The following is a 14,230-nucleotide window of genomic DNA, read 5'->3' on the forward strand; positions in this document are numbered from 1 at the left end:
TCGTCATCGCCAGTCTCCTTCTCCTGTTTTAGGCGGTTGAGAATCCCACGTTTCGCCCCCAATTGAAAGGGCATGAAACCCGATCTCGACAATCCGGACTATGCCCGCCTCGCCTGGGGCCGCTATCGCCGCATCTTCGGCATCGTCGCGGTGGTCGCCTTGCTCTCCGCGGTCGTCGCGGTGGTCGCGCTCTACATCTCGATTGGCGAGTTCCAGCTCCACGCATCGATCGCGATGGCGATCGGCATCGGGCTCTCGGTCCTGCTCGGCGGCGCGCTGATGGGTCTGATCTTCATGAGCTCGGGGACGGGTCATGACGAGCGCTCTCGCGACGCCACCGAGCGCAGGGAACCCTAGCGCGGCGCGCTGAGCGTATAGCGCAATGTCGCGCTGCCGTTTGCCGGCACGGTCACCGCCCAGAGGCTGCGCCCGTCCTTCTTGCCGAGCCTGGCGGAGGCCTTGCGCACGCGATCGTCGCCGATCTCGAAATCGCCCTCGAAGCGAATCGCGAAGGGATTGGCGTTGCGCACCACCGCCTCGAACTGCCGCCCCTTGGGTTCGTTCTTCACGTTACGCAGCTCGAGCGTGACGTTGCTCGCCTCCTGGAACTTGATCTCGACATCCTCGCCGACCGCCTTGTCGTCGGTCGCGGATTCGCCGATCAGCAGCTCGCGCTTGCCGTGCCGCTCGAACAGCGCGACCGGGCCGGCGGGCAGCGGCAGCCCTAGTCCCTTGTCCGCCTTGTTCACCGCGCGCAGCTCGATCCGCGGTGTCGTCGCCTGATCGGGATAGAAATCGGCGACATAGACGATTCGCACCGGCACTGCGTCCTTGGCGAGCAGCGCCACCTGTTTCTGCGACTTGGCCGCGACCGTGGTCGGCTCGGGCACGCGATAGGCCTTGAGGTCGCCGAGATCCTCCTGGACGACCTTGCGCATCCGCGATCCGGTGACGACGATCGCCTCGGCTCGCATCGCCATCGGCGCCGGCGGGGGCGGCGGGGGCGGCGGCGCGAAATCGACAATGCCCTGCACGCTCACCGGCTCCTTGAGGTAGCATCGGAACTCGAACGTATCGGCCGCCTCATAGGGATTCGACGTCCGCCCCGTGGTGCGGTTGACCTTGCCCGCCACGACCATCGTCTGCGCATCGGCGAAGCTCGTCATATCGGTGCTCGCCAGCGTCACCCAGGCGAACAGATCGGCGGCCGCCGCGCCCGGGTGCAGCGTCGCGACATAATTGGCCTGCCAGTCGAACCCCCAGGCGAGATAGGACAGCGTCACCGTCGCGGTCCCGCCCTGCGGCGATTCGGTCTCGACCGACAAAGTGGGCTTGGCCGAAAGCCCGGCCGGCACCCCGTCATAGGCGATCGCATCCTCGGTCGGGCCGCAGTTGAGCACCTCGAACCCGCGCGCGGTCTCGACGATCGCCGACCCTTCCGGTCCCGAGCGGATCACCGCGCGCTCCTCGACCGTCTTGCCGTCGCGGGTGCGGCGCAGCGTCACCGGCCGCGCATAGCCGCGACTGTAGAGGCTCGCGGCCGAGAGCAATTCGCCGTCGAGATTCTTCTCGCGCACCCCGGCGGGCAGGCCGGTGACGATCGCGCTCTCGGGCAGGATGCCCGACGCCACGCCCTCGAACCGGATCACCGCACGCCCCGCGGGAATCGTGATCGTTCGCGTCTCGGTGATCAGCGCATAGCCGCCGAGCCAGCCAAGATTGATCTTCGTATCCGCGTCACGATTAGGCGCGCGATAGACGGTGACCGCGACCGAATCGGGTGCTGCGGACGTCTGCACGCTCTGCGCCTGCGCGCCGCCCGCGCCCGCCAGCATGGCAAGCGTCAGCAGCGATATGCGCAGCCGCCGCACGGGCGGCGCTCAGTACCGGGTTTCGAAGGTGGCGGTGACGCTCGCCTCGCCATTGGCGGGCACGCTCACCTTCCACAGCGTCTCGTCGGCGTCGACGCGCTCGCTCTTCAGGCTCTCGCTGAGGATGCGGGTGTCCTTCCACCAGCTGTCGAGCCCGCCCTGCGACAGCTCGACCGTCACCGCCTCGGGCCGCGCGTTGGTGAGCGTATAGGCCATCGTGGTGCGCCACTTGAAGTCGTCCAGCCGCTCGCGCGCCTGCACCACCACCTTGACCTTCACGTCGAACGCCTCGCCGGTCTTGATCCCTAGGCGCGAGCCCATCGGGGTGTGGCCGATATTGTTCTCGCCGATGAACTGCGGGGCGCCGCGCGCGTCGCGCATATAGATGCGCACCGTGCCCGCGGGCAGCGCGTCGCCGAGCCCGCCTTCCTTCGACGAGGAGAAGCGCAGCACGGTGTCGACGCTGCGCGCCTGGTCCTGCCGGCCGAGCCAGGGGTTGCGAAAGGCATAGACCCGCGCCGCCGGCGCGCCCGCGACGTTGAGGAAGCTCACCTGCTTCTGCTGGCGCTGCGCGATCGTGATCCGGCCGGGAATCGGATAGACATAGAAGTCGCCGAGCTGCTCGCGGCCGGCGGTCTCGGTGCCCGCCTGCTCGAGCGAGCCGCGGCGCGGCGCGCCGTAGCGAGGCCCGCCGCGCTCGCCGCTGTTGCCGACCACCCCGGCGACGAGCAATGTGCTGGCATTGGCATAGGTGGTGCCGCTGTTGTTGGTCAGCGTCAGCCAGCCCTGGACGTCGATCTTGCCCGCCTTCTCGTCGAACAGCGCGACATAGTCCGATTTCCAGCTCATGCCGGAGGTCAGGTAGGAGAGCGTCGCCGGCCGTGGCCCGGCGGCTTCGGCGTCAAGCGTCACCGACAGCGTCGGGCGCGCGCGCAAGGACGGCGGGAGCGACGGGAAGACCACACGGTCCTTCTCGTTCAGCACCTCGATCCGGCCGCCGATCTCGACCACCGCGCCGTTATTATAAGCGAGCACCTTGGCGGGCATGCTCTTGCCCTCGCGCACGACGGTGACGTTCTGCCCCACTGCCTTTTCCATCAGCGCTTCGGGGGTGAGCAGGTCGAAGTCGAAATTCTGCTCGACGATCGCCGCGCCCGGCGCGGACAGCGTCACCGTCTCCGGCCGGATCTGCGCCGCGACGTCGGGAAAATCCTGTTTCGATTTCCCCGCGGGCAGCCGCAGCTCGCGCTTGTCCTGCACCAACGCGAGATTGTTGTTGTAGATGGTGACCGCGACCTCGCCCTGGGCCGAGGGCGTCTCGACAATCTGCGCGAACGCGGTTCCGGGAAGCACGGCGCCGGCCGCCGCAAGAGCCCCTGCAAGAATTGGCTTCAGACGCCGCATCGCACTCCCCCTACCGATATGTGCGGCCAGCATCGTCACCGCGCGATCCGTGTCAACGGTCAAAGCGGCGCCAACGAAAAAGGCCAGCCCGCGGGTAGCGGACCGGCCTCGATTCTCGTTCGGGCGAAAGCTCACTCCGCCGCGGCGGGCTCCTCGTCCTTCTTCACGCGGCGGCGGCGCGGCTTGGCCTCGACCACCACCTCGCCCTCGACGCCGAGCGCGGGCGGAAGCACCGCGGCGATGCCGGGCAGCTCGTCCATGTCCTCGGCCTCTTCGCGGCGCGGACGGCCGCGACGGCGGCGGCCTTCCTCGCGCATCTCGTCGTCGCGCGGAGCCTCGTCCTCGTTGGCGGCGACAGGCTGGTCGACCTCGCCGTCATAGCCATTGGCCGGGCGGTCGCGGCGCGCATCACGCTGACCTTCACGGTCGCGGCGCGGCTCACGCTGCGGTTCGCGCTGACCGTCGCGGTCGCGGCGGCCCTCGCGGCGCTCGAAGCGCTGCGGCTCGCCCCCCTCCTCACTGGCGTCGCCGGCATCGCCCTCATTCGCGCGCATGCCCTCGCTGCCATCGTCGAGATCATCGTCATCGCCGTCGAAATCGTCGCGGTTGCGGCGCTGGCGATCCTGCTCCTCGAAGCGCGAGCGGCTCTCGGCCAGCACGCGAAAATAGTGATCGGCGAACTGGAGGTAATATTCGGTGTTGACGCGGTCGCCCTGCATCTGCGCGTCACGCGCCAGATTCTTGTACTTCTCGAGCAACTGGGCGGCGTTGCCGCGCGCGCGGTTGTCGATGCGGTTGCCATTGCCCTGATTGGGGTTGCCACCCTGCTGGCGCTGGCCACCACGGCCACGCCGGCGGCCGTTGTTCGCCTGACGATTGTTCATCAACGTCTGTGTGTCCTGTCCTTACTCAATCCGCCATCGATCATCAGCGATCCCGGATGCGTGTTATCCCGCCCGCCGCGCCGGAACTGGCCCGGAGCGGCGCCCCGCATGGCTGCCGGACATTCAGCAGCGTACATGCCTTGGATTGGGTCGGCGTGCCTTTTCAACGATTTAGGTCGAAAGTGCCTTCCCCGGGGTCATCTTTAGCCCGTGGGGCACCAATCTCCAAGCACTATATTGGTATCGGGAGGCGATAGTTCAACTTGCCGTGACGACGCGATCGCGCCCGCCCAGGTCCTTGCGAATCGCCGGTGTCAGCCCCGCGTCGCGGACCAGCGCCGAGACCACTTCGCCCTGCGTCCAGCCAATCTCCAGCACCGCGATCCCGCCCGGCGCGAGCAGCCGCGGCAGGTCGGGCACGATGCGGCGATAGGCGTCGAGCCCGTCCGCGCCGGCGAACAGGGCGGTGGCGGGTTCGTGGTCGCGTACTTCGGGAGCCAGCTCTTCCTGGGTACCGATATAGGGTGGGTTGCAGAGAATGAGGTCGAACTGTCCGTCGAGGCCGTTGGCCCAGTCGCCCAGCTCGAACCGCGCGCGGCCCGTCATGTCGAGCATGGTGGCATTGGTGCGCGCATATTCGAGCGCCTCGGGCGACGCATCGATCCCCAGCCCACTGGCTTCCGGCCACTCTGAGAGCGCGGCCAGCAACAAAGTACCCGGCCCGGTGCCAAGGTCGAGCACCCGCCGCGGCCCATCGGTCCCCGCGAAATGCGCTACCGCCGCCTCGATCAGCGTCTCGCTGTCTGCGCGCGGCACCAGCACACCGGGGCCCACACGCAGCTCGATCGTCCAGAACCCCCGGCTGCCGAGGATATAAGCCATCGGCTTATGCGCGATCCGCTCCTCGACCAGCGCCGAATACTGGAACGGCTCGGGTTCGTTCAATCGCGACAGCAGCATCGTCTCGCGGGACACGCCCAAGGCAGCGGCCATCAGCAGCTCGGCATCGAGCCGCGGCGTGTCCGATGGAATGCGCGCGGCCGCCGCGGCGATCGCCGCGCGGACCGTCACGAATCGAGCGCCGCCAGCCGCTCCGCTTCGTCCTCCGCGACCAGCGCGCCGATCAACTCGTCCATCTCGCCTTCGAGGATCTCGGGCAGGCGATGCAGCGTCAGGTTGATGCGGTGATCGGTCACCCGCCCCTGCGGGAAATTATAGGTGCGGATTCGCTCCGAACGGTCGCCCGATCCCACCATCGACTTGCGCGCGCCCGAGCGCTCGCTCGCCAGCCGCTCGCGCTCGAGCTCGTAGAGCCGCGTGCGCAGCACCTGCATCGCCTTGTCGCGATTCTTGTGCTGCGAGCGCTGGTCCTGCTGGATCACGACCAGCCCGGTCGGGATATGCGTCAGCCGCACCGCCGAATCGGTGGTGTTGACGTGCTGCCCGCCCGCGCCCGACGAGCGGTAGATGTCGACGCGCAGATCCTCGTTGCGAATCTCGACATCGACCTCCTCCGCCTCGGGCAGCACCGCCACAGTCGCTGCGGACGTATGGATGCGCCCGCCGCTCTCGGTCACCGGCACGCGCTGCACGCGGTGCACGCCGCTCTCGAACTTGAGCTTGGCGAACACGCCCTTGCCCGCGACGCTGGCGACGACTTCCTTGAAGCCCCCGGCCTCCGACGTGCTGGCGGCGATCATCTCGACCTTCCACCCCAGCCGCTCGGCATAGCGGGTGTACATGCGCAGCAGGTCGCCCGCGAACAGCGCCGCCTCGTCGCCGCCGGTGCCGGCGCGGATCTCGAGCATCGCCGCGCGCTCGTCGGCCGCGTCGCGCGGGAGAAGCGACAGCGCGAGCGCATGCTCGGCCTTCGCCAGCGCGTCCTCATTCTCGCGCAGTTCCTCGCTCGCCATCGCGCGCAGCTCGGGATCACCGTCGCGGCTCATCTCGGCGAGGCTCGCCGCCTCCTCGCGCAGCCGCCGCACCTCGCCCGCCGCCGCGGCGACCGGTTCGAGCTCGGCATATTCCTTGGAGACGGCGACAAAACGGTCCGACGGCAGGTCGCCGGTCGCCATCATCGCCTGCAGCTCATCGCGCCGCGCCTCGATCGCGGCGATCTTGTCGGGCGAGATGCGGGTCACGACGAAGCGCTCGCTACGTCGCCCCGGGTCTGACCCGGGGTCCAGCTGTCTAGCCCGGCCGCGAAAAAGCGGGACCCCGACTCAAGGCCGGGCCGACGGAGGTTCGGAAGGATCACAGCGGGTCAACAATCTTGCCTGATGGCAGCGTCCAGAAGACGCCGCTCTTCTGCGGCATCCGCTGGCTCAACGGAGGCCGATCGTCAGGCGCGGAATCGTCCCAGAGAAAATCCCAAAGCGTTTGCGGAACCAGCTTTGCCAGTAGCTTCTCCTGCTCTCCGCTCGCCAGATCCTTGATCGTAAAGAGACCGGATTGGATCTCCTCCTCGCCGACGAGAACCGCATATCGCGCGCCGCCTTCGGAGGCTTTCGACAGCCGCTTCTTCAAATTCCCTCGAAAACCCATGTCGGCGACGACCCCGGCACGACGCAAGCTCGCTACAACACGCAGACAATGCGCCATCGCAGCCTCGCCCATCGGGATCACGGCGACGTCAATCGTTTCGACCTCCGGCGCCTCGATCAACATCCCCAGCCGCTCAATCCCAGCGGCCCAGCCCACGCCCGGCGTCTCGGATCCACCGAGATTGCCGATCAGCCCGTCATAGCGCCCGCCCGCCAGCACCGTGCCCTGCGCGCCGAGCCGGTCGGTCACGAACTCGAACGCAGTGTGGCGGTAATAGTCGAGCCCGCGCACCAGCCGCGCATTGCGGGTCCAGGCGACGCCAGCCGCATCCAGCCCCTTGGTCACCGCCTCGAAGAACGCCCCCGCCTCGCTGGTCAGGAACGCGTCGATATCCGGCGCCGCATCCGCCACCGGCCGGTCGCGCGGGTCCTTCGAGTCCAGGATTCGCATCGGGTTCTTCTCGAGCCGGGTCAGGCTGTCCTCGGACAGCTCGCCGCGATGCTTCTCGAAATGCGCCACCAGCGCGCCACGCCACGCCTCGCGCGTCTCCGCGTCGCCCAGCGTGTTGAGCTGAAGCGTCACGCCCTCGGCGATCCCCAGCTCGCGCAGCAGCTGGTCGGCAAAGGTCAGCAGCTCGACATCCGCCGCAGGCTCGGCCGCGCCGATGATCTCGGCGTCGATCTGGTGGAACTGGCGGTAGCGCCCCTTTTGCGGCCGCTCGTAGCGGAACACCGGCCCGTGCGTGGTCAGCTTCAAAGGCGCGTACTGCTGCCACCCCTCGGTGATATAGGCGCGGCAGATGCCCGCGGTGAACTCGGGCCGCAGCGTCAGCAGATCATCGCCGCGGTCTGGGAAGGTGTACATCTCCTTGGAGACGACGTCCGAGGTCTCGCCCATGCTGCGCGCGAACACGTTGGTCGCCTCGAACACCGGCACCTGCACCTGCTGGAAGCAATAGAGCCGCCGCACATGCTCGAACGCTTCGACGACGCGCGCGAAGCGGCGCTGCTCCTCGCCGAAGATGTCCTGCGTGCCGCGCACGCGCTTGGGGGTCTCGATCCGTGCCATTTGGGCGGGCTATCTATTGGCAGAGGGGGCGGAACGCCAGAGGCGGTTTCGCGGTGCAGCCCGTTGGACTATAGGCGCCGGGATGAAGTCCGCGCCCAAAACCTATCACGTCAAGTCCTTCGGCTGCCAGATGAACGTCTATGACGGCGAGCGCATGGCCGAGCTGATGGCCGCGCAGGGCATGACCGCCGCCGCCGATGCCGAGAGCGCCGACCTCGTCGTGCTCAACACCTGCCACATCCGCGAGAAGGCGACCGAGAAGGTCTATTCGGACATCGGCCGCTTGCGGAAGAATGCGCGCCAGGGCGAGCGCGATGCGCCGATGATCGCGGTCGCCGGCTGCGTCGCGCAGGCCGAGGGCGAGGAGATCGTGCGGCGGGCCAAAGTCGATGTCGTGGTCGGGCCGCAGGCCTATCACAACCTTCCCGCGCTCGTCGCGCAGGCCGCATCGGGCGCGAGCGCGGTCGACACCGACATGCCGATCGCGAGCAAGTTCGGCGCGCTCCCCGCCCGCCGCCGCGTGCCGCCCTCGGCCTTCCTCACCGTGCAGGAAGGGTGCGACAAGTTCTGCACCTATTGCGTCGTGCCCTATACCCGCGGCGCCGAAGTCAGCCGCCCGTTCGACGCGATCCTCGACGAGGCGAAGGCGCTGGTCGATGCCGGCGCGCGCGAGATCACTCTGCTCGGCCAGAACGTCAATGCGTGGGACGACGATGCCGGCACCGGCCTGCACGGCCTGATCCGCGCGCTCGACGGAATCGAGGGACTGCACCGCATCCGCTACACCACCAGCCACCCCAACGACATGAAGGAAGGCCTGATCCGCGCCCATGTCGAGGTGGAGAAGCTGATGCCCTTCCTCCACCTCCCCGTGCAGGCGGGCAACGATCGCGTCTTGAAAGCAATGAACCGCAGCCACAGCCGCGATTCGTACCTGCGCATCCTCGATCGCGTCCGCGAGGCGCGGCCCGACATCGCCCTGTCGGGGGACTTCATCGTCGGCTTCCCCGGCGAGACCGAGGACGAGTTCCGCGACACGCTGAGCCTGGTCGACGCGGTCGGCTATGCCCAGTGCTTCAGCTTCAAATACTCGCCCCGCCCCGGCACCCCGGCGGCGGAGATGGACGGCGCCGTCCCCGCCGAAGTGATGGACGATCGTCTCCAGCGCCTGCAGGATGCTCTCAACCGCGACCAGGCCGCGTTCAACGCGGCAACCGTGGGCAAGAGCTGCACCGTCCTGATCGAGCGCAACGGCAAATTAGCAGGCCAGATGCTCGGCAAGTCGCCTTGGCTGCAATCGATCCATCTGATGACCGACGCGCAGGTCGGCGATCTGGTCGAGGTCGAGATCGTCCAGGCCGGCCCCAATTCGCTCGCGGGCGTGGCGAAGGTGAAGGCGGCAGCCTAGGCGACGGAGCGGAGTTCCGCAGCGTCCGGCTGGCCGAGCGGGCCCGCACCGAAGCGCGTCGAGCACCCTTCATAATCGCCGAGCACCGGCTCGCCGCCTTGCTGACCGCCTTCGAGCCACGCCACCTTGGCGCGGGTATAGTCGATCATCGCGCCCAGTTGCGCGGCCTTCTCCTCGAGCCGGGCGAGTTGCGCCTGCATCAGCTCGAGGCTGCGCGCGGCGGTCATGCCGGCATTATATTCCGCCGCCAGCGTCGCGATCTCGCGCAGGGTGAAGCCCAGCCCCTGCGCCATGCGGATGGCGCGCGCCACTTCCAGATGCTCGGCGGTGAAGAGCTGGTACGGGTTCGATCCGCCCTTCACCCCCGTCCCGGGCGCGAGCAATCCCTTGCGGATATAGAAGCGGACGGTGTCGACGCTCAGCCCCGCCCGCTTCGCGAATTCGGAGATCAGCATTCCAAACACCCTTGACCATGGACTATGGTCCACACTTATATGGTCGGACTCCAGAGATCAATTGGAGTGCCGCATGCAGAAAATCGCTCTCGTCACCGGCGCCTCGGCCGGGATCGGCGAAGCCACCGTCAAGCGCCTGATCCAGGACGGCTGGAAGGTCTATGCCGCCGCCCGCCGCCTCGACCGGATGGAGCCGCTCCGCTGCCTCGGCGCCGAGCTGATCCATCTCGACCTGACCGACGACGCATCGATCGTCGCCGCGATCGAGACGATCCGCGCCGCCGCCGGCCGCCTCGACCTGCTCGTCAACAATGCCGGCTATGGCAGCTATGGCGCGATCGAGGACGTGCCGATGGAGGAGGCGCGGCGGCAGACCGAGGTCAATCTGTTCGGCCTCGCGCGGCTGTGCCAGCTGACGACGCCGCTGATGCGCGCGCAGCAAACGGGCACGATCGTCAACGTCACCTCGATCGGCGGCAAGTCCGGCGAGCCGTTCGGGGGCTGGTACCACGCGACGAAGTTCGCGGTGGAGGGCCTGAGCGACTGCCTGCGCATGGAGCTTCGCCCGTTCGGCATCCGCGTGGTAGTGATCGAGCCCGGGGCGATCCGCACCGAATGGCAGGGCATCGCCGGACAGAGCCTGGTCGAGCGCTCGGGCAAGAGCGCCTATGCGCCCTGGGCGCTCAAGCACGCCGCGCTGCTGGGCAGCGTGGAGGGCTCCAGCCTCGCCTCCCCGCCCGAGGTGGTCGCCAATACCATCGCCAAGGCGGCCACCGCACGCCGCCCGCGCATCCGCTATGCCACCGGCGGCGGGGCGCAGTTCTTCCTGTTCCTCGTGCGCTGGCTGCCCGACCGCTGGCTCGACGCGCTGATGTGGCGGCTGAGTCAATCGGGGCGGATCGGCTAGCCCGCCGCCACCAGGTGATCGAGCACGCGCGGCAGCAGCTGCTCGGTCGCCGCCTCCAGCTCCTCCGGCCCGGTCCCGAACGCGCCGCTCAGCGCCAGCTCGACGAAGCCGTGGACGATCGACCAGGCCGCGATCGACGGCGCCAGCACCGTGAGGTCGGGCGCTTCGGGGGCACCCGCCCCGCGCGCGGCGCGGTCGAGGAGCAGGAATGCGCGGTCGCCGGCCGCGCAATAATCGGGGTCCTCGCGGTCGAGCAGCGCCTTGCGCCACATCAGCTCGAAGCGCGCGCGGTTGGCGAGCGCGAAGCGGACATAGGCGATGCCCTGTCCGCGGATTCGTTCGCGCGGGTCCTCGCCCGTGGTGCCCGCCTCCAGCGCGTCGCCGAAATCGCGGAAGGCGCGTGTCGCCACCGCAGTCAGCAGCCCGCGCGCATCGCCGAAATGATGCCCTGGCGCGGCGGGTGAGACGCCCGCCCGCCGCGCCGCCTCACGCAGCGAGAATCCTTCCACGCCGCGCTCCGCGATGATCGCCTCGGCGGCGTCGATCAGCGCCTCGCGCAACGCCCCGTGATGATAGGCGCGGCCCGCCATCTTGACACTGTTCACTTCATCATTCATACCCAATCTATACGCTGTTCAGATTGGAGTCGCAACATGCTCGATCCGTCGTCCATCTTCGGCCTCGCCAGCAACCTCGCGATGCTCGGCTGGCTGGCCCTGCTCGTCGCGTTGTTCGTCAAGCCGGCGCGGACCTACGCCTGGCCCGCCGCGCAATTCGTCATCCCGGCGATCCTCGCGATCGGTTACGTCCTGCTGATCTGGCAGGGCCGCAGCGGGTTCGAGCAGGGCGGCTTCAGCTCGGTAGAGGCGGTGCGCACGCTGTTCGCCAACGATGCCGCGCTCACCGCGGGCTGGCTCCACTATCTCGCCTTCGACCTGTTCATTGGCGCGTGGATCAGCCGCGACGCCGCGAGTCGCGGCATTTCACCGCTGATCGTTCTCCCATGCCTCCCGCTCACCTTCCTGCTCGGCCCGGCGGGGCCGCTTCTCTACCTCGCCGCGCGCGCCGTGCTCGCCAATAAGGAGACCGTGCAATGACCGCCCTCGCGCTCAATCCCGCGCGCCCGTCGCAGCTGCTCGCCGAGTTCGATCGCCGCCATCGGCTGCTCACCCGCTATGGCCTCGCCACGCTGGCGCTCGGTGCCGTCGCGATCCTGCTCCAATTCGTCGACCCGCGCACGCTGGCCAGCGGTGTCGGCATCTGGGTCAAGCCCGCCAAGTTCTTCATCTCGGTCAGCGTGTTCGCATTCACCGCGGCATGGTTCATGGGCTATGTCCGGCCCGAGCGGCGCAACAGCCGGCTGATGCGTGGGACGGTCTTCGCCCTGATCGCCAGCGGTACGTTCGAGCTCGCCTATATCGTCTTCCAGGCCGCGCGAGGGCTCGAATCGCACTTCAACACGGGCACGCCCTTCCACGCGATCATGTACGCGCTGATGGGCCTGGGCGCGGTGATCCTCACCGCAACCACGCTGCCGCTCGCCTGGGAGATCGCCCGGCGGCCCGCGCCCGGCCTGCAGCGCAGCTTCGTCGCGGCGGTGGTGATCGGGCTGCTGCTCACCTTCGCTTTGGGCGCCACGCTCGGCGGCTATATGAGCTCGCAGGCGGGCCATGCCGTCGGCCAGGCCGGCGGCAGCGTGCCGCTGTTCGGCTGGAACCGGCTGGGCGGCGATCTGCGCATCGCGCATTTCTTCGGCATCCATGCCGAGCAGGCGATCCCGTTGCTCGCCGCCGCGGTCGCCGGGGCGTCGGCGCGCCTGCGCTGGACCGCGGTGCTGGGCGGAAGCGCAATCTATGCCGCGCTCACCCTCGGCGTGTTCTACCAGGCGGTGGCCGGCCGCGCGCTGCTGCCGCTCTGACCTCAAACTGTTGCCCGCTTGCGTCACCCGCGGGCCAAAGCGCCCGTGGGTGATTTTGCCCTGTCCTACATGGTCCGGCTCTGCCATCCTCCGCCGCACGACATGCGTAACGGAACCTCCGCGCCATATCCCGGTTTGGCCTCAGATGGCCGCCTGACACACGCGCGAATCTGTCAACCTCGTCAACTGGCCGTCATGCTCCCGCGCGAAGGGGAGCGTGACCTTTGTGACTTTTCAATCAGCGAAAGGACCGCATGAGCCGCAAACCCGTCCCCGCCCAGCAAGGACAACGCGCCCGCGTCGAGGTGACGTTCGACCGGCCCCAGCTGCTCCCGCAGCTGTTCGGGGAATATGACAGCAACATTCTCGCGCTCGAGGAGCGGCTCGGCGTCTATATCCACGCGCGCGGCCAGCGCGTGGTGATCGAGGGCAGCGCCGAAGCCGTCGCGCATGCCCGCGAGGTGCTGACCGAGCTGCATACCCGCGTGATCCGCGGCGAGGACATCGATACGGGGCTGATCGACGCGGTGATCGCGATGTCGAGCGAACCGATGCTGACCGGCATCGTCCGCGCCGAGAATGACGAGGACGGTCCGCCGCCGATCATGATCCGGACGCGCAACAAGACGATCGTTCCGCGCTCGATGACCCAGACCGCCTACATGCGCGCGCTGGTGTCGAACGACATCATCTTCGCGCTCGGGCCGGCGGGCACCGGCAAGACCTATCTCGCGGTTGCCCAGGCAGTCGCGCAGCTGATCACCGGCTCGGTCAAGCGCCTGATCCTGTCGCGCCCCGCGGTCGAGGCGGGCGAGCGATTGGGCTTCCTGCCCGGCGACATGAAGGACAAGGTCGATCCGTACCTGCGCCCGCTCTACGATGCGCTCTACGATTGCCTGCCCGCCGAGCAGGTCGAGCGGCGCATCGCCTCGGGCGAGATCGAGATCGCGCCGATCGCCTTCATGCGCGGCCGTACCCTCGCCGACGCCTTCGTCATCCTCGACGAGGCGCAGAACACCACGCCGATGCAGATGAAGATGTTCCTCACCCGCTTCGGCCAGAACAGCCGCATGGTGGTGTGCGGCGATCCCAAGCAGACCGATCTGCCCGGCGGCCCGTCCACCTCGGGCCTCAACGATGCGGTGGGCAAGCTCGAGGGGATCGAGGGGATGGCAATGGTCCGCTTCGGCATCGGCGACGTGGTCCGTCATCCGATCGTCGGCCGCATCGTCGAAGCCTATGAGGGCGAAGGCCGCACCGATGCTTGACGTCGCGGTCCAGCGCGAGGGCGATTGGCCCGAGCTCGACTGGGACGCGATCGGCGTCAGGGCTGCCGCCGCGGCGGTCGAGCAGACGCCCTTCGGCGAGCTCGCCGCCGCCGACGCCGTGATCGAGATCGCAGTGCGGCTGACCTCGGACGACGAGGTGCACCAGCTCAACGCGCAGTACCGTCAGAAGGACAAGCCGACCAACGTCTTGTCCTTCCCGATGGTCGAGCCCGACCTGATCGAGGCGCTGACCCAGAACAGCGACGATGGCGAGGTGATCCTGGGCGACATCGTGCTCGCCCACGGCGTCTGTGCGAACGAGGCGGCGGACAAGGGCATTTCGGTCGAGGATCATGCCACGCACCTCATTGTCCACGGGGTGCTGCATTTGCTAGGCTACGACCATCAGGGGGATTCCGAAGCCGAGGCGATGGAATCGATGGAGCGCGCCGCGCTCGAGACTTTGGGGATCCCCGACCCCTATCTGGTACGCGAGGATTGAC

Annotated in this window: 16 protein-coding genes (1 of these 16 only partly in view); 7 read left to right on the plus strand and 9 right to left on the minus strand. The window is 68.2% G+C overall.

Annotation, left to right across the window (positions count from 1 at the left end; translation table 11 throughout):
- Positions 1-7, minus strand: the start of a protein-coding gene (locus OK349_RS16815) for a CBS domain-containing protein (protein WP_265119057.1). Its footprint begins 422 nt before the window's first position; the window shows 7 of its 429 coding nt (coding positions 1-7); it begins with the start codon at positions 5-7; the stop codon falls past the left edge of the window.
- 65 nt (positions 8-72) lie between these two features.
- On the opposite strand from OK349_RS16815, the gene OK349_RS16820 reads away from it, so the two are divergent.
- Positions 73-357, plus strand: coding sequence for a hypothetical protein (locus OK349_RS16820; RefSeq protein WP_265119058.1), 285 nt, complete (start codon positions 73-75; stop codon positions 355-357).
- On the opposite strand, the gene OK349_RS16825 is transcribed toward OK349_RS16820, so the two are convergent.
- The 6 genes from OK349_RS16825 to hisS form a co-directional block, all read right to left on the minus strand.
- On the minus strand, positions 354-1,871 hold the full coding sequence (locus OK349_RS16825; protein WP_265119059.1) for a DUF4139 domain-containing protein: 1,518 nt from the start codon (positions 1,869-1,871) through the stop codon (positions 354-356). The two genes, OK349_RS16820 and OK349_RS16825, sit on opposite strands and share 4 nt — an antisense overlap.
- Before the next feature lie 9 nt (positions 1,872-1,880).
- A complete protein-coding gene (locus OK349_RS16830; RefSeq protein ID WP_265119060.1) occupies positions 1,881-3,275 on the minus strand; it encodes a DUF4139 domain-containing protein in 1,395 nt (464 codons plus the stop codon).
- A gap of 131 nt (positions 3,276-3,406) precedes the next feature.
- Positions 3,407-4,159 carry a DUF4167 domain-containing protein gene (locus OK349_RS16835; RefSeq protein WP_265119061.1) on the minus strand — a complete coding sequence of 251 codons (753 nt, stop codon included), beginning with the start codon at positions 4,157-4,159 and terminating at the stop codon, positions 3,407-3,409.
- A 258-nt stretch (positions 4,160-4,417) separates the two neighbouring features.
- Positions 4,418-5,230, minus strand: coding sequence for a peptide chain release factor N(5)-glutamine methyltransferase (gene prmC / locus OK349_RS16840; RefSeq protein WP_265119062.1), 813 nt, complete (start codon positions 5,228-5,230; stop codon positions 4,418-4,420).
- Entirely contained in the window at positions 5,227-6,300 is a 1,074-nt protein-coding gene (prfA, locus tag OK349_RS16845; RefSeq protein WP_265119063.1) for a peptide chain release factor 1, read from the minus strand. The genes prmC and prfA overlap by 4 nt, the downstream gene beginning before the upstream one ends.
- Before the next feature lie 112 nt (positions 6,301-6,412).
- A complete protein-coding gene (gene hisS / locus OK349_RS16850; protein WP_265119064.1) occupies positions 6,413-7,771 on the minus strand; it encodes a histidine--tRNA ligase in 1,359 nt (452 codons plus the stop codon).
- 70 nt (positions 7,772-7,841) lie between these two features.
- On the opposite strand from hisS, the gene miaB reads away from it, so the two are divergent.
- The gene (gene miaB, locus OK349_RS16855) at positions 7,842-9,179 is read left to right on the plus strand and encodes a tRNA (N6-isopentenyl adenosine(37)-C2)-methylthiotransferase MiaB (protein ID WP_265119306.1); all 1,338 of its coding nucleotides are present in this window, start codon (positions 7,842-7,844) and stop codon (positions 9,177-9,179) included.
- Here the strand turns inward: miaB and OK349_RS16860 are convergent.
- Complete coding sequence (locus tag OK349_RS16860; protein ID WP_265119065.1) at positions 9,176-9,634, minus strand: MerR family transcriptional regulator; 459 nt, start codon at positions 9,632-9,634, stop codon at positions 9,176-9,178. The genes miaB and OK349_RS16860 overlap by 4 nt on opposite strands.
- 73 nt (positions 9,635-9,707) lie before the next feature.
- On the opposite strand from OK349_RS16860, the gene OK349_RS16865 reads away from it, so the two are divergent.
- Entirely contained in the window at positions 9,708-10,541 is an 834-nt protein-coding gene (locus tag OK349_RS16865) for an oxidoreductase (RefSeq protein ID WP_265119066.1), read from the plus strand.
- On the opposite strand, the gene OK349_RS16870 is transcribed toward OK349_RS16865, so the two are convergent.
- Complete coding sequence (locus tag OK349_RS16870) at positions 10,538-11,146, minus strand: TetR/AcrR family transcriptional regulator (RefSeq protein WP_265119067.1); 609 nt, start codon at positions 11,144-11,146, stop codon at positions 10,538-10,540. The genes OK349_RS16865 and OK349_RS16870 overlap by 4 nt on opposite strands.
- A gap of 48 nt (positions 11,147-11,194) precedes the next feature.
- On the opposite strand from OK349_RS16870, the gene OK349_RS16875 reads away from it, so the two are divergent.
- From OK349_RS16875 to ybeY, 4 genes are all read left to right on the plus strand, one after another.
- Positions 11,195-11,638, plus strand: coding sequence for an ABA4-like family protein (locus OK349_RS16875; RefSeq protein WP_265119068.1), 444 nt, complete (start codon positions 11,195-11,197; stop codon positions 11,636-11,638).
- Positions 11,635-12,459, plus strand: coding sequence for a hypothetical protein (locus tag OK349_RS16880; protein WP_265119069.1), 825 nt, complete (start codon positions 11,635-11,637; stop codon positions 12,457-12,459). Before OK349_RS16875 ends, OK349_RS16880 begins: the two co-directional genes overlap by 4 nt.
- 254 nt (positions 12,460-12,713) lie before the next feature.
- The gene (locus tag OK349_RS16885) at positions 12,714-13,727 is read left to right on the plus strand and encodes a PhoH family protein (protein ID WP_265119070.1); all 1,014 of its coding nucleotides are present in this window, start codon (positions 12,714-12,716) and stop codon (positions 13,725-13,727) included.
- Positions 13,720-14,229: an rRNA maturation RNase YbeY gene (gene ybeY / locus OK349_RS16890; RefSeq protein WP_265119071.1), complete on the plus strand. Its 510-nt coding sequence runs from the start codon at positions 13,720-13,722 to the stop codon at positions 14,227-14,229. Before OK349_RS16885 ends, ybeY begins: the two co-directional genes overlap by 8 nt.
- Position 14,230 lies beyond the last annotated feature (1 nt).

The sequence above is a fragment of the Sphingomonas sp. BT-65 genome (genome assembly GCF_026107375.2).
Taxonomy (GTDB): domain Bacteria; phylum Pseudomonadota; class Alphaproteobacteria; order Sphingomonadales; family Sphingomonadaceae; genus Sphingomonas.

Excerpts from the sequence above, each read along its gene's own strand:
- OK349_RS16880 (WP_265119069.1), top strand. The coding sequence starts at position 11,635 with ATGACCGCCCTCGCGCTCAATCCCGCGCGCCCGTCGCAGCTGCTCGCC.
- hisS (WP_265119064.1), bottom strand. The coding sequence starts at position 7,771 with ATGGCACGGATCGAGACCCCCAAGCGCGTGCGCGGCACGCAGGACATC.
- OK349_RS16860 (WP_265119065.1), bottom strand. The coding sequence starts at position 9,634 with ATGCTGATCTCCGAATTCGCGAAGCGGGCGGGGCTGAGCGTCGACACC.
- OK349_RS16830 (WP_265119060.1), bottom strand. The coding sequence starts at position 3,275 with ATGCGGCGTCTGAAGCCAATTCTTGCAGGGGCTCTTGCGGCGGCCGGC.
- OK349_RS16875 (WP_265119068.1), top strand. The coding sequence starts at position 11,195 with ATGCTCGATCCGTCGTCCATCTTCGGCCTCGCCAGCAACCTCGCGATG.
- OK349_RS16885 (WP_265119070.1), top strand. The coding sequence starts at position 12,714 with ATGAGCCGCAAACCCGTCCCCGCCCAGCAAGGACAACGCGCCCGCGTC.
- OK349_RS16835 (WP_265119061.1), bottom strand. The coding sequence starts at position 4,159 with ATGAACAATCGTCAGGCGAACAACGGCCGCCGGCGTGGCCGTGGTGGC.
- OK349_RS16865 (WP_265119066.1), top strand. The coding sequence starts at position 9,708 with ATGCAGAAAATCGCTCTCGTCACCGGCGCCTCGGCCGGGATCGGCGAA.
- ybeY (WP_265119071.1), top strand. The coding sequence starts at position 13,720 with ATGCTTGACGTCGCGGTCCAGCGCGAGGGCGATTGGCCCGAGCTCGAC.
- OK349_RS16820 (WP_265119058.1), top strand. The coding sequence starts at position 73 with ATGAAACCCGATCTCGACAATCCGGACTATGCCCGCCTCGCCTGGGGC.